A 24063-nucleotide genomic window follows, 5' to 3' on the forward strand; every position below is an offset into this window, starting at 1 on the left:
GGGGCCGGCGCGGGCACGCCGCTCGACGGCGTTCTCTCGCCGGTGACCGGCATCCTGGGCGGCGCCGGCGGCGCATCCAATCCCGTCGGCGGCCTCCTCGGCGGTCTCACCGGCGGTGCGGCGGACGATGCCGGGACCCATCCCCTGATCGACGTGGCGGCCGGCCCGGCGACGCCGACGCCGGCGGCGAATCTCGCGGTGCTGACCCCGAGCGCGGACCCGGCCCACACCGTCCAGGCGAGCGCGATCGCGGTGCCGGCCGATCAGCCCGGCCTGCTCCATGCCGGCCTGCTCTCGGGCGACGGCATCGTCTTCCCGCAGGCCGGCGGCGGGGGCGGAGACGCGCTCGTCGGCCACCTCCTCGACGTCGCCCCCACGGCGACCGCATCGGCGGATGCGGGAGCCTCGCACGGGCTGCCCCTCGATCTCGGGATCGCGGCGATCGATCTCGGCGGCCACGTCGACGCCGCGCATGTCGACCCGACGCCGCACACCGCGACGACCGGGATCCACCTCCTCGGCCTCTGACCCATCCGAGCCCTCGCCGCCCGACGCGGCGGGGGCTTCCTCTTCCGCCGACTTGCCCTGCCGAATCGTCTCTGCCTGATCCTGCAAGCCGGGGAACCGTCTCGTGATCGACGAACGTGTGCTGCGTATCGCCAAGCGCCGGGAGTTCTGGGCTGCCGCCAGAGCCGGGCGCGCCTCGCTGGCGACCGTGATGATCGTCAGCGGCCTCATCAACCTGCTGATGCTGACCGCGCCGATCTTCATGCTGCAGGTCTACGACCGGGTTCTGCCGAGCCGCAGCATCGCGACCTTGGTCGGGCTGGCCGGCATCGCGCTGATGCTGTTCCTGATCCAGAGCGTGCTGGAGGTGTTCCGCGCCCGGATCCTGTCGCGGTTCGGGCGCCTCGTCGACGAGCGCCTCGGCGCGCGGATCTTCCGGACCCTGCTGGTCCGTGGGTCGGAGACGCCGCGGGGCGACGACGGCCCGCAGGCGCTGCGCGACCTCGACACGGTGCGCGGCTTCCTGTCGAGCATGGCGTTCACCGCTTTCTTCGACCTGCCGTGGGTGCCGCTCTACATCGCGGTCTGCTTCCTGTTCCATCCCTGGCTCGGCACCGCGATCGCCGGCGGCGCGGTGGTCCTGTGCCTGCTGACGATCCTGACCGACTGGGCCTCGGCCGGCCCAACCCGCGAGGGCGTCCGGGTGGCCGGCGAGCGACGCGCCTTCACCGACATGGCGCACCGCACGGCGCCGCTGCTCTCGGCGCTCGGCATGCGCGCGCGGATCGCGACCCTGTGGCAGGCCCGGGCACGCCGGAACCTCGACGTGGCGACCGACGGCAACGACCTCGCCATCGGCTTCGGCGCGACGGCGCGCCTGATGCGCACCGTGCTGCAATCGGGCATCCTCGGCCTCGGCGCCTACCTCGTGGTGCGCGAGGAAGCGACCGCCGGCGTGATGCTGGCCGCGACCATCCTCTCGGCCCGGGCGCTGGCGCCGGTCGATCTCGCCATCGCGAACTGGAAGTCGTTCTCGGCGTCGCGCCAGGCCTGGACCCGGATCGTCGCCTTCCTGCCGCCGCGGGAGCCGGCCGCCCTCACGCCGCTGCCGGCGCCGCGGGAGAGCGTGCGCGTCACCGCCCTGTCGATCGCCGTGCCGGGGACCGACACGCTGGTGCTGCACGACGTCAACGTGGCGCTCGCCCCCGGAAGCGCGCTCGGCGTGATCGGCCCGAGCGGATCGGGCAAGTCCACCTTCGCCCGCGCGCTCGTCGGCCTGGCGCGGCCGAGCCGCGGCGTGATCCGCCTCGACGGCGCCGCCATCGACCAGTGGGACCCCGACGCCCTCGGCCGTTCGATCGGCTACCTGCCGCAGGACATCGAGATGTTCGACGGCACCATCGCCGAGAACATCACCCGGTTCGATCCCGAGCCGGACCCGGAGGCGCTGCTCTCGGCCGCGAAGGCGGCCGGCGTCCACGAGGTCGTGCTGCGCCTGCCCGGCGGCTACGATGCCCGCGTCGGCGCCGGCGGCCTCGGCCTCTCGGGCGGCCAGCGCCAGCGGATCGCCCTGGCGCGCGCGCTCTACGGCGACCCGTTCCTCGTCGTCCTCGACGAGCCGAACTCCAACCTCGACGTCGAGGGCGACCGCGCCCTGTCGGCCGCCGTCCAGGCGGTACGCGCCCGCGGCGGCATCGCCGTGGTGATCGCCCACCGCCCGAGCGCGCTGACCGCGGTCGACCGCATCCTCGTCCTCGGCGACGGCCGCGTGCAGCTGCACGGGCCCCGCGACGACGTCCTGGCGCAGCTGAGCGCGCTCACCCGGCAGACACCGACGAGGGTCGCATGACGAAGGCCGACACGCCGAACCGGCCCGAGCCGGATCCGACGCGCGACACCCGGCGCTCCCTGCGCCGGCACATCGCCGGCGTCGCCACGATCATCGCGGTCGCGACCGGCGCCGGCGCCTGGACCGCGGCGACGGAGCTGTCCGGCGCGATCATAGCCACGGGCTCGCTCGTGGTGGAGAGCAACATCAAGAAGGTGCAGCACCCGACCGGCGGCGTGGTCGCCGAGCTGCCGATCGAGGAGGGCGCGCGCGTCCAGGCCGGCGACCTGCTGATCCGCCTCGACGCCACGACGGCGCGGGCCACCTACGACAGCGTCACCAAGAGCCTGTGGGAGATCGCCGCCCGCAACGCACGCCTGGAAGCCGAGCGCGACGGCCGCGACGAGGTCGCGTTCCCCAAGGGCCTCGCCGAAGCCGGACCCGAGGTCGCCCGCATCGTCGAGGGCGAGCGCAAGCTGTTCCACTTCCGCCGCGACGCCCGCGAGGGGCAGAAGGCGCAGCTGCGCGAGCGGATCGGGCAGCTCAAGGAGGAGATCAAGGGGCTCGTCGAGCAGTCGGTCGCCAAGGAGCAGGAGACCGCGATCATCGGGCGCGAGTACGAGGGCGTCGAAGGCCTCTGGAAGAAGAACCTCATCCAGCTGACGCGCCTGACCAGCCTCGAGCGCGACATCTCCCGGCTGAAGGGCGAGCGCGGCGTGCTGGTCGCCAACATCGCGCAGACCAAGGGCAAGGTCTCCGAGACCGAGCTTCAGATCATCCAGCTCGAGCAGAACCTGCGCAGCGACGTCGCCAAGGAGCTGGCGGAGAACCGCGCCAAGGCCGCGACCCTGACCGAGCAGAAGATCACCGCCCTCGACCAATTGCAGCGCATCGACATCCGCTCGCCGCAGACCGGCTACGTGCACGAACTGTCGGTCCACACCCGCGGCGGCGTGATCGCGCCGGGCGAGCCGATCATGCTGATCGTTCCGACGGCCGATTCCCTGGTGGTTGAGGTGCGCGTCGCCCCCCAGGACATCGACCGGCTCCAGACCGGCCAGGCCGCGGGCCTGCGCTTCCCGAGCTTTGACCAGCGCACCACGCCGGAGCTGAACGGACGCGTGACCCGGATCGCCGCCGACGTGAGCGAGGACAAGCGTACCGGCAGCTTCTACTATCTCGTGCGCCTCGGGGTGACGAAGGACGAGCTCGGCCGGCTGGACGGCGCCAAGCTGATGCCCGGCATGCCGGTGGAAGCTTTCATCCGCACCGCAGACCGCACCGTGCTCTCCTACCTGACCAAGCCCCTCGTCGATCAGGCACGCCGCGCGTTCCGCGAGAAGTAGGCGACCGATTCCCCCGTCGCGAACGGCAGGCTCGCCGATGCGGCCTGCCGCCGCCCGGTCGATCACGCCTGGGTCGCGGTGCCGACCCGGTCGAGGTCCGCCAGCGCGTCGTCCGGCAGGTGGTGCGCGGCGGCGGCGAGGTTCTCGCGCAGGTGCGCCAGCGACGCGGTCCCCGGGATCAGCAGGATGTTGGGCGACCGGCGCAGCAGCCAAGCGAGCGCCACCTGCAGCGGCGTGGCATCGAGCCGTTCGGCCACCGCGGACAGGCCCGCGGATTGCAGCGGGCTGAAACCGCCGAGCGGGAAGAACGGCACGTAGGCTATGCCGTCCCGTGCCAGCGCGTCGACGAGCGCGTCGTCGCCGCGATGGGCGAGGTTGTAGTGGTTCTGCACGCACGCGATCTCGCAGATCCGGCGTCCCTCGGCGACCTGGGTCGGCGTCACGTTGGACAGGCCGATGTGCTGAATCAGCCCTTGCTGCTGGAGCTCGGCGAGCGCCGTCAACGGCGCCTCGATCGACCCTTCGGCCGGCCCGTGCCCGTCGCCGAGCATGGCCCGGAAGTTCACCACCGCCAGCCGGTCGAGCCCGAGATGGCGCAGGTTGTCGTGGACGGCCGCCGCGAGGTCGGCGTCGGACGCGGCCGGGTTCCACGACGCATCGGAACCGCGCCGCGCGCCCACCTTGGTGACGATCGTGAGGTCGTGCGGATACGGGCCGAGCGCGTCCCGGATCAGCTGGTTGGTGACGTGGGGTCCGTAGAAGTCGCTGGTGTCGATGTGGTCGACGCCGCTCGCGACCGCCTCGCGCAGCACGGCGAGCGCCGCGTCGCGATCCTTGGGCGGTCCGAAGACGCCCGGCCCGGCGAGTTGCATCGCGCCGTACCCGAGACGCTTCACGGAACGGTGGCCGATCCGAAACGTGCCGGCCTGATCGATGAGGGACATGGTGCTTCTCCTGTGACCCGACGTAACTCGACGTTGCGACCGTGCGCGAGAATGGGGCACAATCCGCACAAGCTGTGCGGATGGGCGAACGATGAAGGCCGATCTCGGAGATCTCGACGCGTTCCTCGTCGTCGCGCGCGGGCAGGGTTTTCGCGAGGGCGCACGCATGAGCGGCGCCAGCGCATCGAGCCTGAGCGAGGCGGTTCGGCGGCTCGAGGACAGGCTCGGCGTCCGCCTCCTCAACCGCACGACCCGCAGCGTGGTGCCGACGGAAGCCGGGGAACGGCTGCTGGAGCGGCTCGGCCCGGCCTTCGCAGAGGTCGAGGCGGCGCTCGACGTGCTGAACGGCTTCCGCGACCGGCCGGCCGGGACGCTGCGGCTCAACGTGCCGGTCAGCGCCGCGCGCCTCGTGCTGCCCGCGATCGTTCCGGGTTTCCTCGCCGCCTATCCCGAGATCCGTCTCGAGGTCCTGGCCGAGGACGGCTTCGTCGACGTGCTCGCCGCCGGATGCGACGCGGGCATCCGCTACGACGAGCGCCTGGAGCAGGACATGATCGCGGTTCCGATCGGGCCGCGCGTGCAGCGCTTCGCGACCGCTGCGGCGCCGGCCTACCTCGCGCGTCACGGCCGGCCCGAGCATCCGCGCGACCTCCTCGGCCATGCCTGCCTGCGCGGCCGCTTCCCGAGCGGGGTCGAGATGGCCTGGGAGTTCGAGCGCGACGGCGAGACCGTGAAGGTCGATCCGGCAGGGCCGCTGCTCGTGCGCGTCGGGGCCGCGACCGACCTCGCCGTCGAGGCGGCGATCGCGGGGACCGGCGTCATCACCCTGTTCGAGGACTGGTTGAGGCCGCACTTGGCCAGCGGGGCATTGGAACCGGTCCTCGAAGCGTGGTGGCCGCGCTTCTCGGGGCCCTACCTGTACTATCCGGGCCGGCGACTCGTGCCGGCCCCGCTGCGCGCCTTCGTCGACTTCATCCGGCACCCGAAGACCGCTTGATCGCGGGCGCGGCCGCGCGGTGAGCGGAAGGGGCGCAGGGCGCGCCGGCACGACGCGAGCGCACCCTGCCGAGCACCCGAGGGCCGCCGCCGATCGAGCCTGGGGACCGCCTGTCCCGCCGGAGCGTGGCCGCTTGCGTGCGAGCCGGGCGGCTGCGTATACCAGATAAAAGCCGCGCCCTCGTCCGGCGCAAAAACAAGAACCGAACGCTCAGGGATGAAACCATGTCGCGCAGAATATTGATCCTGGGGGCGTCATACGGCTCGCTGCTTTCGACGAAGCTGCTGATGGCCGGGCATGATGTGACCTTGGTCTGCCGTCGGAAAACCGCGGACCTGATCAACAGCCAGGGCACCGAAGTCCGCATCAAGCTGCGCGACGAGGCCACGCACCGGTCGTTTCATTCCCGTGACCTGCCGGGCAAGGTCGACGCGATGCCGCCCGAGGACGTCGACGTCTCGCGCTACGATCTCGTCGGCCTAGCGATGCAGGAGCCGCAGTACAACAACCACACGATCCGTGTGCTGATGATCAAGATCGCCGCGGCCAAGCTGCCGTGCCTGTCGATCATGAACATGCCGCCGCTGCCGTATCTCGATCGGATCCCGGCGCTCGCGAAGATGGACCTGCGCGAGGCCTACACGAATGCCGGCGTCTGGGACCGCTTCGAGCCGGGCCTGATGTCGTTGTGCTCGCCCGATCCGCAGGCGTTCCGCCCGCCCGACGAGGGCGCCAACGTCCTGCATGTCGGGTTGCCGACGAACTTCAAGGCGGCGACCTTCGCCGATCCCGCGCACAACGCGCTGCTCCGCGAGCTCGAGGCGGACATCGACGCGGTGCGCGTCGAGGGCCAGGACGTTCCGGTCAAGCTCAAGGTGTTCGACTCGCTGTTCGTGCCCCTGGCGAAGTGGTCGATGCTGCTCACCGGCAACTACCGCTGCATCACGCCCCAGGCGCCGCGCTCGATCCGCGACGCGGTGCACGGCGACCTCCCCCTGTCCCGCACGATCTACGAGCACGTCGACGCGGTGGCCCGACGGCTCGGTGCCGACCCGAGCGATCAGGTCCCGTTCGAGAAGTACGCCAAGGCGGCCGAGGGCCTGCTGAAGCCTTCGTCGGCCGCCCGGGCGGTCGAGAGCGGCGCGCCCTACATCGAGCGTGTCGACCTGCTGCTGAAGCTGATCTCGCACCAGCTCGACATGCCCGATGCCGAGATCGACCGAACGGTCGAGATCGTGGACCGGAAGCTCGACGAGCGCATCATCCCGGGCTGAGCGGCCCGGTCCGGCCCGTCTCACCGAAGACGCGGCCGGACCTCGCTCGCCCGTCGGGATAACGTACCTCCTCGACGCGATCCGACGGCTTGTGGAGCCCCCCCGCGACGCCGAGCCCGGACGCGGCTCGGGGCGCGTGCTTCAGGCTTGGCCCGTTGCCGGAGCGTCCGGGCGCGATCAGGATCGCAGCACGGGGTCCGCCGGTCGGATCGATCGGATCACGGGAGCGGCGCGGACCATGTCGGAGGGATCGCCGACCCCGTTCATCCTGAACCGCCTCGACCTCAAGACGCTGCGGCTGTTCGCGGCGATCTGCGAGGAGGGCACGCTCAACGGCGCGGCGCGCCGGGCCGCGATCGCCCCCTCCGCCGTGAGCAAGCGGCTCGCCGAGCTGGAGCGCGCGCTCTGCTGCGAGCTGCTCATCCGCGAGCCACGGGGCATGCGGCCGACGCCCGCCGGGGAGACGCTGCTGCACCACACCCGCCGGATGCTGGGGTCCGCCGAGCAGATCGCGCTGGAGCTCGCGGAGCACGCCAGCGGGCTCCGCGGCTTCGTCCGCGTGCTCGCGAACCTCTCGGCGATCGTGCAGTTCCTGCCCGAGGACCTGCAGGCGTTCTTGGCGGCGCAAGCCCGCATCGGGATCGACCTGGAGGAACGGCCGAGCGGCGGCGTGGTGGCCGGCGTGGAGGAAGGAGCGGCCGATCTCGGCATCTGCGCCGGCAGCACCGATCCGCGCTCCCTCGTCGCCCGCCCCTATCGGAGCGACCGCCTCGTGCTCGTCGTGCCCGCCGGCCACCCGCTCGCCGGCCGCGACGCGATCGCGTTCGCCGACACCCTCGACCACGACCATGTCAGCATGCACCGCGAGAGCTCGATCTACGGCACGCTCCGGGACGAGGCCCGCCGCCTCGGGCGGCCGCTGCGCCTGCGCGTCCACGTGCCGAGCTTCGACGCGATCTGCCGCATGGCGCAGGCCGGGATGGGGCTCGGCGTGGTGCCCGAGCGGGTGCACGCCCTGCTCGGCCCGCAGATGAACGTCGTCGCCGTGCCGCTCACCGACCCGTGGGCGCGGCGGACCCTGAGCCTCGTCGTCCGCCCGGGCACGCAATCGCCGGCGGCGGCCGTCCTGTTCGATCACCTGCGCCGGGCAGGCGGGGATTGAGAGGGGCGCCTGCGTTCGCCTTCGGAGAACGCGGGGTGATGCATCGCGTTTGGACAGCGTGCACCCGATCCAATACCGATCGACCCAAAGACAATGGAGGGAACGGCCATGCCAGGCACCGGCGAAGCATCGCCCAAGGGTCCGCTCGACGGGATCCGGGTCCTCGAGCTCGGCCAGCTGATCGCGGCACCGTTCGCCACCAAGATCCTGGCCGAGTTCGGCGCCGAGGTGATCAAGGTCGAGTCGCCGGGGGACGGCGATCCCCTGCGCAAGTGGCGCAAGCTGCACGAGGGAACCTCGCTCTGGTGGTACCTGCAGTCTCGCAACAAGAAGTCGATCGCGATCAACCTGAAGGCGCCCGATGGGCTCGCGGTGGTCAAGGACCTCGTGCGGAGCGCCGACGTGGTGGTCGAGAACTTCCGACCCGGCGGCCTGGAGAAGCTCGGCCTCGGCTGGGACGTGCTCTCGGAGCTGAACCCCAAGCTCGTGATGGTGCGCATCTCAGGCTACGGCCAGACCGGGCCTTATCGCGACCGGCCGGGCTTCGGCGCGATCGGCGAGTCGATGGGCGGCATCCGCTTCACCACCGGCAGCCCGGACAGCCCGCCCGCCCGCGTCGGCGTCAGCATCGGCGACACCCTGGCCTCGCTCCACGGGGTGATCGGCGCGCTGATGGCGCTGCTCCACGTCAAGACCGCCGGCGGCCAGGGCCAGGTCATCGACGTCTCCCTCGTAGAGAGCGTGTTCAACGTGATGGAGAGCCTGGTCCCGGAATACGACCTGCTCGGCGAGGTCCGCACCCGCACCGGCGGGGCGCTGCCCGGCATAACGCCCTCGAACACCTACCCGACGAAGGACGACGGCTTCGTCGTCATCGCCGGCAACTCGGACCCGATCTACCGCCGCCTGATGACCGTCGTCGGCCGGCCCGACCTCGCCGACGACCCGGCGCTGCGCAGCAACGACGGCCGCTCGCGGGTGGCCGGCATGATCGACGGCGTGATCGCGGACTGGACCCGGGCGCACACCGTGGACGAAGCGCTCGCAGCGCTCGCGGCGGCCGACGTGCCGGCGGGACGGATCTACTCGGTGGCCGACATCGTCGCCGACCCGCACTACCGCGCCCGCGACATGATCCTCGACGCGGAGCTGCCCGGCGGCACCCGGGTGAAGATGCCCGGCATCGTGCCCAAGCTATCCGGCACCCCCGGGGCGGTGCGCTGGCAGGGACCGGCGCTCGGCGCCCACACCGATTCCGTGCTCGCCGACCTCGGCCGCGACGCCGAGACCATCGAGCGCCTGCGCCGCGAGGGAGCCGTGCAATGACCGAGACCGCCATGCTGATCCAGGAGGTCGCCACCCGCGACGGGTTCCAGATCGAGCCGCGCTACGTCGAGACCGCCGAGAAGATCCGGCTGATCGACGCGCTCTCGGCCGCTGGCTTCTCGCGGATCGAGGTCTCGTCCTTCGTCTCGCCGAAGGCCGTGCCGGCACTGCGCGACGCGGCCGAGGTCTTCGCCGGGATCGCCCGGCGGCCCGGCACCGTCTACGTCGCCCTGGTGCCCAACCCGAAAGGCGCCGAGCGGGCGCTCGCGGCCGGCGTCGGCGAGGTCAACCTCGTCGCCTCGGTGAGCGAGACCCACAACCGCGCCAACATGGGCATGAGCCCGGAGGCCTCGATCGAGGGGTTCGGCCGGATCATGGAGACAGTGAAGGGCACACCCGTGTCGACGAACGCCACGGTGGCCACCGCCTTCGGCTGCCCCTTCGAGGGCGACCAGCCGGCCGACAAGGTGATGGCGCAGGTCGAGCGATACCTCGCGCTCGGCATCGCCGGCGTGACGCTCGCCGACACCACCGGCATGGCCAACCCGCGGCAGGTGGAGCGTCTGGTCGCCCGCGCGCTGGCGATCGTGCCGGCCGAGCGGCTGACCCTTCACTTCCACAACACCCGCGGGCTCGGGCTCGCCAACGTGCTCGCGGCCTACGGCGCCGGCGCGCGCCGGTTCGATGCGGCGCTCGGGGGCTTGGGCGGCTGCCCGTTCGCGCCGGGCGCCACGGGCAACATCTGCACCGAGGACCTCGTCAGCATGGCCCACGAGATGGGGATCGAGACAGGCCTCGACCTCGAGGCCCTGCTCGGCCTCTCCCGCGACCTGCCGCGCCTCGTCGGCCACGACGTGCCGGGCCAGGTCGCCAAGGCCGGGCGCCCATGCGATCTGCACGCCGTCCCGCAAGCGGCATGAGCCGCCCCGTCCGTCATTCGGCGTGAGCCGTCCCGTCGATCGGGCGGCCTGAGCCGCCGACCGAACCGATCCGCGTCGGAAGCCTCTCGGGGAAGGCGGCTCCGCCGTGCTCGCGCGCATCCTGCCCGACGGTCGTCCGCGACCGGCCGGCAGGGGCGCCCGCCGCCCCGTTCCAGGAGGAAACCATGACCGCCGCCACGACCGGCCCGCTCGCGGGTCTCGACGTCATCACCGAGAGCAGCGTGGTCCGCAAGGCCGCTTGGCGGCTGATGCCGCTGATCATGGTCTGCTACATGTTCGCGTTCTTCGACCGGATCAACATCAGCTTCGCCAAGTTCCAGCTCCAGAGCGACCTCGGCTTCAGCAACGTCGCCTACGGGCTCGGGGCGAGCATGTTCGTCGTCGGCTACGTGATCTTCGAGGTCCCCTCGAACCTGTTGCTGTACAAGGTCGGCGCGCGGCGCTGGATCGCCCGGATCATGATCTCCTGGGGTATCGCCACCGCCCTGATGGTCTTCATCAGCACCGAGTGGCACTTCTACCTGCTGCGCTTCATCATCGGCGCAATGGAGGCCGGCTTCGCACCGGGCATCCTGTATTACTTGACACTGTGGTTCCCGGCCTCGTTCCGCGGCCGCGTGACCTCGTTCATGTTCGTCGCCTCGGCCTTCTCCGGCATCTTCGGGGCGCCGGTGGCGGGGCTGATCCTCGGCGGCCTCAACGGCACGGCGGGGCTCGCCGGCTGGCAATGGCTGTTCCTGGCCGGCGGCCTGCCCTGCCTGGTGCTGGGCGTGCTGGTGTTCCTGCGTCTCGACGATCGGATCGCCGACGCGCGCTGGCTGACGCAGCCGGAGAAGGACCTGCTCGCCTCGAAGATCGCCCACCACAACCGCGACATCGGCGACCACTCGCTCTGGGGCGCGATCAGGCAGCCGGGCTTCCTTCTCATCGCCCTGGTCTACTTCCTGCTGCAGGTCGGCTCGTACGGCCTGAACTTCTGGGGGCCGGACCTGATCAAGACCGCCACCGGCGGCACCGCGGCCTCGGTCGGCTTCCTCACCGCGATCCCCTACATCTGCGGCGCGATCAGCATGGTCGTGATCGGGCGCCTGTCCGACGCCTCCGGCGACCGGCCGAAATTCGTCGCCGGCCTCGCGGTGGCGGCGGCCATCGGCTTCTTCGCCGCCGGGCTGTTCGACAAGCAGATCGTGCCGCTGATGATCGCCCTGGCGCTGGTCGGCGCCGGCATCGTCGCCTCGATCCCGACCTTCTGGACGCTGCCGGCCAAGCTCGTCACCGGCGTCGGGGCCGCCGGCGGCATCGCGCTCATCAACACGCTCGGTCAGTTCGGCGGCATCGTCAGCCCCGTGGCGGTCGGCTGGGTGAAGGACCTGACCGGCTCGACGACGCCCGCCCTCTACGGCATCGGCATCCTCTGCCTGGTCGCGGCCGGCCTGCTGATCTTCGCATCGCCCGCCAGCCTGCGCCGCAACGACCGCAATCCCTGATCCGGCCGGTCCTCGGCGGTCCCACACCCGCCGAGATCTCGCCCTGCGAGGGAGCCCGGGCGATCACGCCGATGTCGAGCCGCATCGGGTCGCGCAGCGTCACGTGCGGCGCTCAGGCGATGCGCAGGTTGCGGATCGGCCGCTCGGGTGCCAGCGCCAGGGCAGCCTTGGCGATGCCGCGGGCATCGAGGCCGTAGTGCCGGTAGAGATCGGCGACGGTGCCGGTCTGGCCGAAGCGCTCGACGCCGAGCGCCCGGGTGCGGTGACCCTGCACGGCACCGAGCCAGCCGAGCGTCGCCGGGTGGCCGTCGATCACCGTGACGAGCCCGCAATGCGGCGGCAGGCCGGCGAGCAGGGCCTCGACGTGGCTCCGCGCCGTCCGGTCGCCGCCCTCGCGGGCGCGCTGCGCCGCCGTCCAGCCGGCATGGAGCCGATCGGCGGAGGTGACGGCGAGCAGGCCGATGTCGCGCCGGTCCTCGGCCATCAGGCCCACCGCCTCGATCGCCTCGGGCGCGACGGCGCCGGTATAGGCGACCACGATCTCCGCGTTCGGGCCGGGCTCGCGCAGCCAATAGCCGCCGGCGACGATTGCGTCGGACAGGGCCGGCGTCATCGTGCGCTGCGGCTGCGCGATGCTGCGGGTCGAGAGCCGGAAGTAGACCGAGCCGCCCTCCGGCCCCTCGAGCTGCACATGGTCGAGGGCGTGCGCCATCAGCACCGACAGCTCGTCGACGAAGGCCGGCTCGAAGCTCGACAACCCGTCCTGCGCCATCCCGATCAGCGGCGTGCCGATCGACTGGTGGGCGCCCCCTTCCGGCGCCAAGGTCACGCCCGACGGCGTCGCCGCGAGGATGAAGCGGGCATCCTGGTAGCAGGCGTAGTTCAGGGCATCCAGGCCGCGGCTGATGAACGGATCGTAGAGCGTGCCGATCGGGATCAGCCGCTCGCCGAACAGCTTGTGCGACAGGCCCAGGCCCGAGAGCAGCAGGAACAGGTTCATCTCGGCGATGCCGAGCTCGATGTGCTGGCCCTTGGCCGAGAAGTCCCAGGTGAAGGTCGAGGGGATGCGCTCGGCCTTGAACAGGTCGCGCAGTTCCTCCCGGGCGAACAGGCCGCGCCGGTTCACCCAGCCGCCGAGGTTCGTCGAGACGGTGACGTCGGGCGAGGTGGTGACGATGCGCGCCGCGATCGGCGCGTCGGAGCGCGCCAGCTCGTTGAGGATCAGCCCGAATCCCGCTTGCGTCGACTGCGTCGGCTGGCGCGGGCATGGGAAGCCCGCCGGCACCGGCAGGCGCGGCGCCGTGCGGAGCCGCGGCCCCTCGGCGAAGAACGGCGCCGCGTCGATGAAGCGGCGCAGCTCGGCGTCCGGCAGCGCCAGCCCCTCGAACGGCTCCCACTCGCGCCCCTCGCGCACGCCCATGCTCTCGCGGAGCAGCGCGGTCTGGGCCGGGGTGAGCAGCCCGGAATGGTTGTCCTTGTGGCCGGCGAGCGGCAGCCCGAAGCCCTTGACCGTGTAGGCGATGAACACGGTCGGGCGATCGTTGTCGGCCGCCTCGAAGGCCCGGATCAGGTTGGTGAGGTCATGCCCGCCGAGGTTGCCCATCAGCGCGGCCAGGGCGGCGTCCGAACGGCGGTCGATCAGTGCCAGCGCGTCGGCGTCGTCGGCGAGGTCCGCTTCGAGGCGGCGGCGCCAGGCCGCGCCGCCCTGGAAGGTCAGGGCCGCGTAGAGCTGGTTCGGCGCGGTGTCGATCCAGGCGCGCAGCCGCGCCCCGCCCGGCTCGCGGAAGGCCGCGTCCATCAAAGACCCGTATTTCAGGACGATGACGTCCCAGCCGAACGAGCGGAAGATCTCCTCGAAACGCGTGTACAGACCCTCGCGGATCACCGCGTCGAGGCTCTGGCGGTTGTAGTCGATGATCCACCAGGTCCGGCGCAGGCCGTGCTTCCAGCCCTCCATCAGGGCCTCGAAGATGTTGCCCTCGTCCATCTCGGCATCGCCGACCAGCGCCACCATCCGGCATTCCGGCCGGTCGAGGCCCCAGCCGTGGGCGCGGACGTAGTCGCGCACCAGCGACCCGAACAGCGTCTGCGCGACGCCGAGGCCGACGGAGCCGGTCGAGAAGTCGACGTCGTCGGTGTCCTTGGTCCGCGACGGGTAGGATTGCGCGCCGCCGAAGCCGCGGAAGGTCTCCAGCTTCGCGCGGGTCTGGTTGCCGGCGAGATACTGGATCGCGTGGAAGATCGGGCTGGCATGGGGTTTGACCGCGACGCGGTCCTCCGGACGCAGCACCGCGAAGTAGAGCGCCGTCAGGATCGTCGCGAGGGAGGCCGACGAGGCCTGGTGGCCGCCGACCTTCATGCCGTCCGGGTTCGGGCGGAGGTGATTGGCGTTGTGGATCATCCAGGTGGAGAGCCACAGGGCCTTGCGCTCCAGTTCGGTCAGGCAAGGCAGGCGCGGGTCGCTGTGCATCGGTTCGGCCTCTCGGAGATGGACTGAGGATGCCACCACGAACGCGGCAGGAATTGCCAATCTCGGCGTGCCGAGCGCAAATCTTGGCAGGATCCGCTAATCCAGCCGACCTTGAAGGTGCGTTCATGCAGGATCGACGAATCGATGCGATCGACCGGAAGATCCTGGCCGAGCTGCAGCGCGACGGGCGGGTGACGATCCAGGATCTCGCCGGCCGGGTCGGCCTTTCGGCCTCCCCGTGCCTGCGCCGCATCCGGATGCTGGAGGAGGCCGGCATCCTCAAGGGTTACGTGGCGCTGGTCGATCAGGCCAAGGTCGGCCTGCCGATCAGCGTGTTCGCCTCGGTGAAGCTCGAGCGCCAGCGCGAGGAGGAACTCGACCGCTTCGCCGAGGCCGTGGCGCGCTGGCCGGAGGTGGTCGAGTGCTACCTGATGACCGGGCGGCACGACTATCTGGTGCGCGTCGTCGTCCCGGATCTCGCCGCCTACGAGTGCTTCCTGAAGGACAAGCTCACCCGCCTCGACGGGGTCGGTTCCATCGAGTCGAGCTTCGCCCTGGGCCAGGTGAAGTACACCAACGTGCTTCCGGTCTGACCGCGCGCGGCCGGCGTGGGAGCGAAGGGCTCGGTCGCCGGACCGTCGTCGATCGGACCGGCTTCCCCATGGACCGACCGGGCGGCCTTGCGCCGGGGCGGTTCGGAAGGCCTGTTGCGACCGCCATGGTCCGACAGAACGTCATTACCAATCCATCCAGCGGCGCCCGCCCGTGCCGGATGTGGGGGGCTGAAGCAATCGTCACCCCGTCGGCCAGCGCCGCGGGCGGCGTGGCGCCGTCGCCCTCGACAGGATCGGCTCGGCCGAAGCGACGGAGGGCAACCGCATCGCCCGGATCCGGCAATCTCGGTATTCGAGCAGAATCGGGACCCGTCGAATGCGGACCATCTTCGCGTGAAACGACACCATCGAGGCCTTTCAGGCCGCGCGGACGGCATCTTGCGGGACACCGGCGATCTTCGCGGTGTTCCCGATGGACGTATTCGCTTGGGCCGAAACGGATACATCATCGGCGCCAACCCTAATCCTTTTGCGCGCGCGAACGCGTTCGGCGATGCCCCGTCCCTCCGTGGTCGCGCTGAGGAACGGTCGGCGGATGACCCCTGAGCCGTGGCCGCGCGCGATGGCCCGCGACGGCGCGTGACAGTGCCGAGGAACCTGCAGGTGAATTTTTGAATATTCCGCAGTTGTATACGGCCAATAATTGATTGAATTCGCAGCAACTCGATCGCTCTGCTGTCATCCCGACATCTCCCCAAATCATGAAGCCTGATATCCGCCTCCGAGCGATTTTGGGCTAGTCAATAATATAGGCGTTCTGTGAGTTGAATAGAAAAAATACTGCCGCCATGCTTCTCGCGTCGGGGATCAATTCTCACGACCGGCGATCAAGGCGAATTCAGTAATCCTGAGGTCTCACCATGACAGTGCGAGCGCTGGAAACCATCGCAGCGAACTATCTGCCCCTCACGAAGCCGGATGCGCCGCGCCTGAGCGATCACGTCAGCGAGCTCCAAGAGATCGAGAGATCCTGTTGGTTGAGCAATTATGGGCCGACCAATACGCGACTCGAAGCGGCGATGATCGAGAACGTCTTCGGCGGCGTCGGTTCGTGCCTCACCGTCTGCAATGCGACGAGCGGTTTGATGCTGGCGTTGAAGCTGGCCGCCGAACGGTCCGGGCCGACCGCGCGCTACGTCATCATGCCGGCCTTCACGTTCGCAGCGACGGCCCATGCGGCGCTGTGGGCAGGCCTCACGCCGCTGCTGATCGACGTCGATCCGTCGGATTGGTGCGCCTGCCGGATCGCCGAGGACGAGGCCTTGAGGGCCCATGCTGGAGAGGTCGTCGCGATCATGCCGTACGCGACCTTCGGGGCGTGCATCGATCTCGCGCGCTACGATCGCCTGGCGCAGGAACACGATGTTTCGATCGTGATCGACGCCGCCGCCTCGCTCGGATGCCTCGACCAGCTCGGTCGAGCCTTCGGCACCGGCTCCCCGCACATGATCGTCTATTCGATGCACGGCACCAAGCCGTTCGGCGTCGGCGAGGGCGGACTGATCTACAGCACCGATGCCGAGACGATCGCGCTCCTGCGGAGCATGGCGAATTTCGGCTTCGACAGCGAGCGCTCGGCCGTGCTGCCGGGGATGAACGCCAAGATGTCGGAGGTCGCCGCGCTCGGCGCCCTCGTCCGGCTCGGCGATTTCGAGGAACGCGCTCGGCACAGGCAGATCCTCAGCACCGCGTATCGCGAGGCGTTGCGCGACTTCTCGATGCAGCAGGCGCCGGGCGAGCGCATCGTCTATCAGTTCATGCCCGTGCTGCTCCCGGTCGGATCGGCCGCGAGCAGGGACGCGATCCGTGCGGACATGGCACGGATGGGCGTCGGCACGGGGAGTTACTTCAGCCCCCATGTCGGGCAGCAGCCCTACTTCCAGCAGCGGTGCGTCTTCGGCGCGCTTCCCGTGGCCGATGCGCTCAGCGCGCACGTCGTCTCACTCCCGCTCTCGGATTTCCTCACCGTCGCGGATGTCGGCCGGATCTGCGAGGCGTTTCGCACGGCCTGCGGCGCCCAGGCTCGGGAGCAGGTGGCGTGATGGCCCGGCGTGCGCCGAAGGCGCCGTTCCGCACCACCATCGTCGGCGGCGGCCCGGCCGCGCTCGCGCCCCTCGTCGCGGCCTCGCGAGACGGGCGCCTCGACGAGATCCTCGCCGGCGGCGTCGCCGTCATCGAGGCCGGGCCGATCCTCGGAGCCGGACGCCTGGGGCGCTACGCGATCTGGTCCGACAGCACGGCCGAAACCTTCCTCACCGCGGTCACCGATCACGCCGACCCGCGGCTCGGCCAGCTGGTCGACCATCCCCTGTGCCGGGAGTTGCGGGGCTACGGAAAGGGTTCGATCCCGCTGGAGAAGGCCGGGGCCCTGATGGTCCTGATCGGCGAGGTCCTCCACAAGGCGATCCTGGATGCCGGAGGGCTGGTCCTAGTCGATCACGAGGCGACGAGCGCCCACCGCGACGCGGACGGGCTGTGGCACACGAAAACCTGCAGCAGGACGATGGGCACGACCTTCGAGGTCGTGTCGGACACGCTGCTCCTCGCCACCGGCGGCGCACAGGATCCGGCGCGGCTGCTCGAGGAGCCGGTCGCGGGCCGGCCGCTCCTGCCGGCATTCGCCGGCAAGATCCTGCAATCCGACGATGTCCTGCGACAGGGCGGCACGGAGCGCCTCGCTCGCTTCCTGCTGGGCCGCACCGAGCCGCGCATCGCGATCGTCGGCGGCAGCACGAGCGCGGTCGCGACGGCGGTGCTGCTCCTGAGAACCCTGCCCGAGGAGACGAAGCGGCCCGGCAGCATCCAGATCCTGCATCGGCGCCCGCTGCGGATCTTCTATCCGTCCTCCGAGGCGGCTCTGGCCGACGGCTATACGGAGTTCGAGCCTCGCGACATCTGCCCGGTGAGCGGCTTCGTCTTCCGGTTCGCCGGATTCCGGACCGAATCCCGTGACCTGATCATGAACGTCAGACGCATCGGCGGGCGGCCGGGGGACCCGCGTGTCGTTCCGATGCTCATCGACGGCGCGGATCCGGCCCCCGCGCATCGCCTTCTCGAGGAGGCCGACGTCATCGTCGCGGCGCTGGGCTATCGACCGAGGCTGCTGCCCCTGTTCGATTCGAGCGGTGCACCGATCCGCCTGACGGGAAACACGTCCCCCCGTCCCGCCGTGGATGGTGCCTGTCGGGTTCTCGACGCGAAGGGCCGGCCGGTCGCCGGCGTGTTCGGGATCGGTCTCGCCGCCGGCTTCAGGCCGACCGGTGCCCTCGGTGGCGAACCGAGCTTCGTCGGTCAGGCAAACGGGCTGTGGCTCTGGCAGACGGCCGTCGGCTCGATGCTGCTGGACAATCTGCTGACCGCCGCGCGCGAAGACGTCGCGCCCCCATCGCCGTTCGCGCTCGACCTTCACGTGCTGGAGCAGGCGGCGGGGATCGGTGCGGCGCCCGACCTGAGACCGGCCGCCGCGGCGCGGTGAGGCCTGGATCGCTTCGGGCACGTCCCGGCGGAGCTTCGGATGTTTCGGATCGTGATCGCGTCCCCGGCGGGGCGCCGTCGAGCAGGAGGAGTGGGTCGCCATGAAGGGCATCGTCCTCGCCGGAGGGTCCGGGACCCGGCTTCACCCGGCGACGCTGGCCATCAACAAGCAGCTGCTCCCGATCTACGACAAGCCGATGATCTACTATCCGATCTCGGTGCTGATGCTGGCGGGCATCCGCGAGATCCTGATCATCTCCGCGCCCGAGCACCTCGGCAGCTATCAGCAGCTGCTCGGCACCGGCGAGCAGTTCGGCCTGCGCTTCTCCTATGCGGTGCAGCCCAAGCCCGAGGGGCTGGCCCAGGCCTTCATCATCGGGCGCGACTTCGTCGGAACCGACCCGGTCGCCCTGGTGCTGGGCGACAACCTGTTCTTCGGGGCCGGCCTCAAGAACCTGCTCGTCCGCGCGGCGATGCGCGAGCGCGGGGCGACCGTCTTCGCCTATCACGTCGACGGCCCCGAAGCCTACGGCGTCGTCACCCTCGACGGGCGCGGCCGGCCGCAAAAGCTCGTCGAGAAGCCGATCCGGCCCGAGAGCCACTGGGCCGTGACCGGGCTCTATCTCTACGACAACCGGGTGCTCGACATCGCAGCGGCGACGAGGCCTTCGGCCCGGGGCGAGCTGGAGATCACCAGCGTGAACCAGGTCTACCTGGAACGCGGCGACCTGCACGTGGAGCTGCTGCGGCGCGGCTATGCCTGGCTCGACACCGGCACGCACGACAGCCTTCTCGAAGCCGGCGAGTTCGTGCGGACGCTGCAACGGCGGCAGGGGCTTCAGGTCGCCTGCCTCGAGGAGATCGCCTATCGGCAGCGTTTCATCAGCCACGAGCAACTCGTCGCCCGCGGCGAGCTCTTCGCGAAGACCCCTTACGGCCAGAACCTGCTCCGCTTGGCGCGCGACAAGCAGCCGGCCAAGCCGATCCATCTCATGGTGAAGGCCCCGGGCCAGATCCTCCCGCGCGAACCGGCGCCCCATCACCGCGACATCCGCGTCGCGTGAGCAGCATCGCGCGCATGGAGCCCCGCGCGCGATCGCCGATGCCGTTCTTCAGCAAGCCCTGCAGATCGGATCGGTCTCATCGTCAGCGAGGCTGCCGAAACCCTTCCGATCCGGATCGAGTCGCCATGACCTACCACGTGTCTCCGAGCGTGCTGTCCCTGACGAAGCACGGCGATCGCAAGAGCCCGGTCCGCCCGGTGATCCTGTGCGGCGGCTCCGGCACGCGGCTGTGGCCGGCCTCGCGCGAGAGCATGCCGAAGCAGTTCTCGCGGCTGGTGAACCCGGATACCTCGACGTTCCAGGCCGCCGCGTTGCGCGTGGCCGATACGCCGGTCTTCGGCCGGCCGATCGTCCTGACCTACGCGGATGCCCGCTTCATCGTCACCGAGCAGCTGGCACAATGCGGCGTCGCCGCCGACATCCTGCTCGAGCCGGAACGACGGGACTCGGCGGCCGCCGTCGCGGTCGCGGCCGTGCACGCGGCCCGCACGGACCCGCAGGCGGTCGTGCTCATCCTCGCCGCCGACCACGTCATCGGCGACACCGAGGGCTTCCGGCAGGCCGTGGCCGAAGCCGCCGAAGGCGCGCGACGGGGCATGATCATGACGCTCGGCATCGAGCCGACGCGCCCGGCGCGCGATTACGGCTACATCCGGCCCGGTGCGGGCCTGGAGGAGCTTCCCGGCCTGCACATCGTCGAGCGCTTCGTCGAGAAGCCGGACCTGGCCGGTGCCGAGCGTCTGATCGCGGAAGGCGCGCTCTGGAATGCCGGATACTTCCTGTTCCGGGCCGACACCATGATCGCCGAGCTGGAGGCGCACGCGCCCGCGGTGATCGGCGCCGCCCGGGCGGCCGTGGACGCGGCCACCACCGATCTCGACTTCGTCCGCCTCGACGCCGCCGCCTTCGCCGAGGCTCCGAAGATCCCAATCGACTACGCGGTGATGGAGCGCACGACGCGCGCCGGCGTGCTGCCGGTGTCGTTCCCGTGGTCGGACGTCGGCACCTGGGACGCGGTCTGGCAGGTGCTCGACCGCGATGAGCAGGGCAACGCCGTGCGGGGCCGGGTCGAGCTCGTCGGTACCTCGAACAGCCTGGTGCACAGCGAGGGCGAGGGGCTGACCACGGTGGTCGGCCTTGACGACGTGGTGGTGGTGGCGACCCCCGACGCGGTGCTGGTTGCCTCGAAGTCGCAGTCGGGCCGGGTCAAGGAACTGGTCGCCGGCCTGCGCAAGAAGGCCCACCCGGAGGCCGACGCGCACCGGCGGATGTACCGGCCCTGGGGCTGGTACCAGCGCATCGACATCGGCGAGCGCTTCCAGGTCAAGCGCATCATGGTGAAGGTCGGCGGACGGCTCTCGCTGCAGAAGCATTTCCACCGCGCCGAGCACTGGGTGGTCGTCAAGGGCACGGCCGAGGTCACGCTGAACGAGCAGATCATCCGCGTGCATGAGAACGAAGGGGTCTACCTGCCGATCGGCGCGCTGCACCGCCTGACCAACCCCGGCAAGATCCCGCTCGAGCTGATCGAGGTCCAGGTCGGCTCCTATACCGGCGAGGACGACATCATCCGCGTCGAGGATGTCTACGGGCGGTAGCGATATCGCCGCGCGTCTCGGCTGCGTGACGCCGCCAGCGGAGCGGCGACGACCGCACCACGCTCGCGATCAGGCTGCGAGACCGTGCCACCCCTTCCGACCGCCCGTGTCGAACCACGCCGCATCACAGGCAACGAGCACGGTCTTCTCCCCAAAAGAGCTACACGCTATTTGCCCACTGGAGCGATCAGCTTGTTCCAAATAGACCAATACCCGCCCTGTCGTCCGACGATATTTACGGACATCATTCTTTCACTTGTCGTCTTCGACGCCGTCGACGCGGCGTTGGCCTGGGTAACCTCACGAGAGGAGTCGGTACGATGCGCGTCGCCGTCATTGGATCAGGATATGTCGGTCTCGTCTCGGGCGCATGTTTCGCGGATTTCGGACACACCGTCGTCTGCGTCGATCGCGACGCCGACAAGATCTCCGCTCTGAGACGCGCCGTCCTGCCGATCTACGAGCCGCATCTGGACGGCATGGTCGCCAGCAATCTCGCGGACGAGCGCCTGAGCTTCTCGACGGATCTCGCGACGGCGGTGGCATCGGCCGAGGTGGTCTTCATCGCGGTCGGAACGCCGGCGCGCGCCAGGGACGGCCAAGCCGATCTGAGTTTCGTCTTCGATGCCGTCCGGGAAGTCGCCGTGGCGCTGAGCGGCTACGCCGTCATCGTGGTGAAGTCGACCGTGCCGGTCGGGACCGGCGACGAGGTCGAGCGCATCGTCCGGGAGCTGCGGCCGCAGCTCGATTTCGCCGTCGTCTCGAATCCGGAGTTCCTGCGGGAGGGGGCGGCGATCAACGATTTCAAGCGGCCGGACCGTATCGTCGTCGGCGCCGAAGACGAGCGCGCGCGGGCGGTGATGGAGGAGCTCTACCGGCCGCTGTTCCTCAACAAGGCTCCGATCCTGTTCATGGGCCGGCGCAGCTCGGAGATGACGAAGTACGCGGCCAATGCCTTCCTCGCCACGAAGATCGCCTTCATCAACGAGGTCGCGGACCTCTGCGAGCAGGCCGGCGCGGATGTCCAGGACGTCGCGCACGGCATCGGCCTCGACAAGAGGATCGGCGCCAAGTTCCTGCATGCCGGGCCCGGCTTCGGCGGCTCCTGCTTCCCAAAGGACACCCAGGCGATGATCGCCATGGCGCAGGCGCACGGGGCGCCCATGCGCATCGTCGAGACCGCGGCCGCCTCGAACGATCATCGCAAGCGCATCATCGCCCGAAAGGTCATCGCGGCCTGCGGCGGCGTGCGCGGGCGGACGATCGCGATCCTGGGGCTGACCTTCAAGCCGAATACCGACGACATGCGCGAATCGCCGGCGATCTCGATCATCACGGCGCTGCAGGATGCCGGCGCGCGGATCCGTGCCTACGATCCCGAAGGAATGGATCAGGCCCGCGCGATGATCGCCAACGTCTCGTACTGCCTCGACGCGTACGATTGCGTGGTCGATGCGGATGCCGTCGTGATCGTCACCGAATGGGACGTGTTCCGTGCGCTCGATCTCGATCGCCTCCGCGGCGCGATGGCCCGGCCCATCCTCGTCGACCTGCGGAACGTCTACGGCCCCGAGCGGGTCGAGAAGGCGGGCTTCCGCTACGTCGGCGTCGGGAAGGGCGATGCCGACGCCGGCAAGCCGGATCGCGTGGTCCCGCTGGCGCTTGCGGGGTGATGGCACGGCCCTGGTCGCGCGTCACGCGACCGGAGCGTCTCACGTCCGGTCGTTCCTCGTCGTGACCGAGCGGGCAACCATCCCTTCCGCTGTTCCGGCGCCTCGCGACAAGCCCGATCGTTCTTCCGAAATAACGGATCGGAGGCTGTGCGAACGGCGCAGCTGCGCGGCCGTCAGTGCGATGGCCCGCTCGCGTTCTCGTCCGGAGCCGCTGCGCTGCGCACCATCGTCATGGCCTCGTTCCGTCGCCGCAGCTCGGTCGGCGACAGGCCGGTCCAGCGCCGAAACGCGACGACGACCGCGCTCGCCTCGCGATAACCCAGCAGCCACGCGATCTCCGTGATCGGCAAACCCTTGATCCGGATGTAGTAGTTGGCGAGCTCGGCCCGCAGCTCGTCCAGGACCCCGCTGAAGGTCTTGCCCTCCTCGCGAAGCCGGCGCGACAGCGTGCGGGTGCTCATCCCGAGGTCGCGCCCGATGTCGGCCATGGTCGCCGTCCGGTTCGAGAGCCGCGGCGCCATCGCCTTCTTGACGTCGGACCAGAGGAACTTCGGCTCCGCCTGCGCCGCCTCGGCCGCATGCTCGAACTGACGCACGAGCGACCCGTGGAGGTAGGGGTCGAAGCTCGGCAGGCGCGCATTCGCGATGTCGACCGCGAACGCGATCCGGTTCTCCGATGCGCCGAAGTCGACCGGAGCGGCGAACGAGGTCTCGGTGTCTTCGGCGGTCTCGGGATGGACGTGGACGAAGCTCACGCCGAGCGGCGTCGCCGGCGTGAACGACGTCACCAGTCGATAGAGCGAGAGCATCAGGAATTCCGAAAGATGCCGGCTGGGGGCCAAGCCGACGTCGAGGGGGCGCACGGCCACCGTGAGGGCGACGTCGGATTGGCGATACGAGGCGTCGAGCCCGGCATCCTGCGTGCGCACGTAGCGCTCGAAGCAGCTCAGCGCCTCGCCGACCGTTTCCGACGACGCCATCAGGTAGAAGAACAGGCCCAACCGGCGCAGCTCGTAATCCTGGGCGATGTGCAGGCCGAGCGACCGGTCCTGGAGCACGTCGGCCGCGGTATCGAGGAAGACGCCCTGCTTCTCGGCCGCGTCGCCCCGCACCGGCATGTCCGCATCCGCGCCGACGAGGCCGGCCTGACGAAGCAGCGGATCGGGCTCCAACCCGGCCAGGACGAGCCGTTCGACCGCGAGCGCGACGGCCGTGCTGCTCAGGGACGGATCTTGTGGCAGGGCTGCGCCGAGGTCCGTCATGCGACCGCTTCACGGATCGGGTTCACGAGGGAAACGAGAGCGGATGCGGCCACGGCATAGCCCATGGCCGGGATCGCTCGAGATCGCCGAGGCGCG

Annotated in this window: 16 protein-coding genes and 2 pseudogenes; 15 read left to right on the plus strand and 3 right to left on the minus strand. The window is 70.2% G+C overall.

Features of this window, described 5'->3' with window-relative positions; all coding sequences use genetic code 11:
- The 3 genes and pseudogenes from FV230_RS00390 to FV230_RS00400 form a co-directional block, all read left to right on the plus strand.
- Window positions 1-528 (plus strand): annotated as a pseudogene (locus FV230_RS00390) (hypothetical protein); the annotation flags it as partial.
- Window positions 529-631: 103 nt separating this feature from the next.
- Window positions 632-2356, plus strand: a complete 1725-nt coding sequence (locus FV230_RS00395) for a type I secretion system permease/ATPase (protein WP_147840764.1) — start codon at window positions 632-634, stop codon at window positions 2354-2356.
- The gene (locus tag FV230_RS00400; protein WP_147840765.1) at window positions 2353-3681 is read left to right on the plus strand and encodes an HlyD family type I secretion periplasmic adaptor subunit; all 1329 of its coding nucleotides are present in this window, start codon (window positions 2353-2355) and stop codon (window positions 3679-3681) included. Before FV230_RS00395 ends, FV230_RS00400 begins: the two co-directional genes overlap by 4 nt.
- 62 nt (window positions 3682-3743) lie before the next feature.
- Here the strand turns inward: FV230_RS00400 and FV230_RS00405 are convergent, their stop codons facing one another.
- The gene (locus FV230_RS00405) at window positions 3744-4625 is read right to left on the minus strand and encodes an aldo/keto reductase family oxidoreductase (protein ID WP_147840766.1); all 882 of its coding nucleotides are present in this window, start codon (window positions 4623-4625) and stop codon (window positions 3744-3746) included.
- A gap of 91 nt (window positions 4626-4716) precedes the next feature.
- On the opposite strand from FV230_RS00405, the gene FV230_RS00410 reads away from it, so the two are divergent.
- The 6 genes from FV230_RS00410 to FV230_RS00435 all read left to right on the plus strand — a co-directional run bounded on the left by FV230_RS00410 (window position 4717) and on the right by FV230_RS00435 (window position 11812).
- Window positions 4717-5622 (plus strand): LysR family transcriptional regulator, encoded by a 906-nt coding sequence (locus FV230_RS00410; protein WP_147840767.1) that lies wholly within the window; start codon window positions 4717-4719, stop codon window positions 5620-5622.
- Window positions 5623-5846: 224 nt separating this feature from the next.
- Complete coding sequence (locus FV230_RS00415; RefSeq protein WP_147726134.1) at window positions 5847-6896, plus strand: hypothetical protein; 1050 nt, start codon at window positions 5847-5849, stop codon at window positions 6894-6896.
- Window positions 6897-7134: 238 nt separating this feature from the next.
- Window positions 7135-8058, plus strand: coding sequence for a LysR family transcriptional regulator (locus tag FV230_RS00420; protein WP_147840768.1), 924 nt, complete (start codon window positions 7135-7137; stop codon window positions 8056-8058).
- A gap of 108 nt (window positions 8059-8166) precedes the next feature.
- On the plus strand, window positions 8167-9384 hold the full coding sequence (locus tag FV230_RS00425; protein ID WP_147840769.1) for a CaiB/BaiF CoA-transferase family protein: 1218 nt from the start codon (window positions 8167-8169) through the stop codon (window positions 9382-9384).
- On the plus strand, window positions 9381-10304 hold the full coding sequence (locus FV230_RS00430) for a hydroxymethylglutaryl-CoA lyase (protein ID WP_147840770.1): 924 nt from the start codon (window positions 9381-9383) through the stop codon (window positions 10302-10304). The genes FV230_RS00425 and FV230_RS00430 overlap by 4 nt, the downstream gene beginning before the upstream one ends.
- 185 nt (window positions 10305-10489) lie before the next feature.
- The gene (locus tag FV230_RS00435) at window positions 10490-11812 is read left to right on the plus strand and encodes an MFS transporter (protein WP_147726130.1); all 1323 of its coding nucleotides are present in this window, start codon (window positions 10490-10492) and stop codon (window positions 11810-11812) included.
- A gap of 112 nt (window positions 11813-11924) precedes the next feature.
- Here FV230_RS00435 and FV230_RS00440 read toward each other — a convergent pair whose 3' ends face one another.
- Window positions 11925-14282, minus strand: a complete 2358-nt coding sequence (locus FV230_RS00440; protein WP_147840771.1) for a transketolase — start codon at window positions 14280-14282, stop codon at window positions 11925-11927.
- A gap of 125 nt (window positions 14283-14407) precedes the next feature.
- On the opposite strand from FV230_RS00440, the gene FV230_RS00445 reads away from it, so the two are divergent.
- From FV230_RS00445 to FV230_RS00470, 6 genes and pseudogenes are all read left to right on the plus strand, one after another.
- Window positions 14408-14875, plus strand: coding sequence for an Lrp/AsnC family transcriptional regulator (locus FV230_RS00445; RefSeq protein ID WP_147840772.1), 468 nt, complete (start codon window positions 14408-14410; stop codon window positions 14873-14875).
- Window positions 14876-15756: 881 nt separating this feature from the next.
- The gene (locus tag FV230_RS00450) at window positions 15757-16938 is read left to right on the plus strand and encodes a DegT/DnrJ/EryC1/StrS family aminotransferase (protein WP_147840773.1); all 1182 of its coding nucleotides are present in this window, start codon (window positions 15757-15759) and stop codon (window positions 16936-16938) included.
- Window positions 16938-18371 (plus strand): aminotransferase DegT, encoded by a 1434-nt coding sequence (locus FV230_RS00455; RefSeq protein ID WP_147840774.1) that lies wholly within the window; start codon window positions 16938-16940, stop codon window positions 18369-18371. Before FV230_RS00450 ends, FV230_RS00455 begins: the two co-directional genes overlap by 1 nt.
- A gap of 100 nt (window positions 18372-18471) precedes the next feature.
- Window positions 18472-19335, plus strand: a pseudogene (rfbA, locus tag FV230_RS00460) (glucose-1-phosphate thymidylyltransferase RfbA); the annotation flags it as partial.
- A 224-nt stretch (window positions 19336-19559) separates the two neighbouring features.
- Entirely contained in the window at window positions 19560-21032 is a 1473-nt protein-coding gene (locus FV230_RS00465; protein WP_147840776.1) for a mannose-1-phosphate guanylyltransferase/mannose-6-phosphate isomerase, read from the plus strand.
- A 320-nt stretch (window positions 21033-21352) separates the two neighbouring features.
- Window positions 21353-22705 carry a UDP-glucose/GDP-mannose dehydrogenase family protein gene (locus FV230_RS00470; protein ID WP_147840777.1) on the plus strand — a complete coding sequence of 451 codons (1353 nt, stop codon included), beginning with the start codon at window positions 21353-21355 and terminating at the stop codon, window positions 22703-22705.
- Window positions 22706-22878: 173 nt separating this feature from the next.
- Here FV230_RS00470 and FV230_RS00475 read toward each other — a convergent pair whose 3' ends face one another.
- Window positions 22879-23967, minus strand: coding sequence for an AraC family transcriptional regulator (locus FV230_RS00475; RefSeq protein ID WP_147840778.1), 1089 nt, complete (start codon window positions 23965-23967; stop codon window positions 22879-22881).
- Between the last annotated feature and the right edge of the window lie 96 nt (window positions 23968-24063).

The organism is Methylobacterium sp. WL6 (assembly GCF_008040095.1).
Classification (GTDB): Bacteria; Pseudomonadota; Alphaproteobacteria; order Rhizobiales; family Beijerinckiaceae; genus Methylobacterium.

Bases quoted from the DNA above. Each gene is read 5' to 3' on its own strand.
- FV230_RS00410 (WP_147840767.1), top strand. From the start codon at position 4,717: ATGAAGGCCGATCTCGGAGATCTCGACGCGTTCCTCGTCGTCGCGCGC.
- FV230_RS00475 (WP_147840778.1), bottom strand. From the start codon at position 23,967: ATGACGGACCTCGGCGCAGCCCTGCCACAAGATCCGTCCCTGAGCAGC.
- FV230_RS00455 (WP_147840774.1), top strand. From the start codon at position 16,938: ATGGCCCGGCGTGCGCCGAAGGCGCCGTTCCGCACCACCATCGTCGGC.
- FV230_RS00450 (WP_147840773.1), top strand. From the start codon at position 15,757: ATGACAGTGCGAGCGCTGGAAACCATCGCAGCGAACTATCTGCCCCTC.
- FV230_RS00400 (WP_147840765.1), top strand. From the start codon at position 2,353: ATGACGAAGGCCGACACGCCGAACCGGCCCGAGCCGGATCCGACGCGC.
- FV230_RS00430 (WP_147840770.1), top strand. From the start codon at position 9,381: ATGACCGAGACCGCCATGCTGATCCAGGAGGTCGCCACCCGCGACGGG.
- FV230_RS00425 (WP_147840769.1), top strand. From the start codon at position 8,167: ATGCCAGGCACCGGCGAAGCATCGCCCAAGGGTCCGCTCGACGGGATC.
- FV230_RS00445 (WP_147840772.1), top strand. From the start codon at position 14,408: ATGCAGGATCGACGAATCGATGCGATCGACCGGAAGATCCTGGCCGAG.
- FV230_RS00435 (WP_147726130.1), top strand. From the start codon at position 10,490: ATGACCGCCGCCACGACCGGCCCGCTCGCGGGTCTCGACGTCATCACC.
- FV230_RS00415 (WP_147726134.1), top strand. From the start codon at position 5,847: ATGTCGCGCAGAATATTGATCCTGGGGGCGTCATACGGCTCGCTGCTT.
- FV230_RS00440 (WP_147840771.1), bottom strand. From the start codon at position 14,282: ATGCACAGCGACCCGCGCCTGCCTTGCCTGACCGAACTGGAGCGCAAG.
- FV230_RS00405 (WP_147840766.1), bottom strand. From the start codon at position 4,625: ATGTCCCTCATCGATCAGGCCGGCACGTTTCGGATCGGCCACCGTTCC.
- FV230_RS00465 (WP_147840776.1), top strand. From the start codon at position 19,560: ATGACCTACCACGTGTCTCCGAGCGTGCTGTCCCTGACGAAGCACGGC.
- FV230_RS00470 (WP_147840777.1), top strand. From the start codon at position 21,353: ATGCGCGTCGCCGTCATTGGATCAGGATATGTCGGTCTCGTCTCGGGC.
- FV230_RS00420 (WP_147840768.1), top strand. From the start codon at position 7,135: ATGTCGGAGGGATCGCCGACCCCGTTCATCCTGAACCGCCTCGACCTC.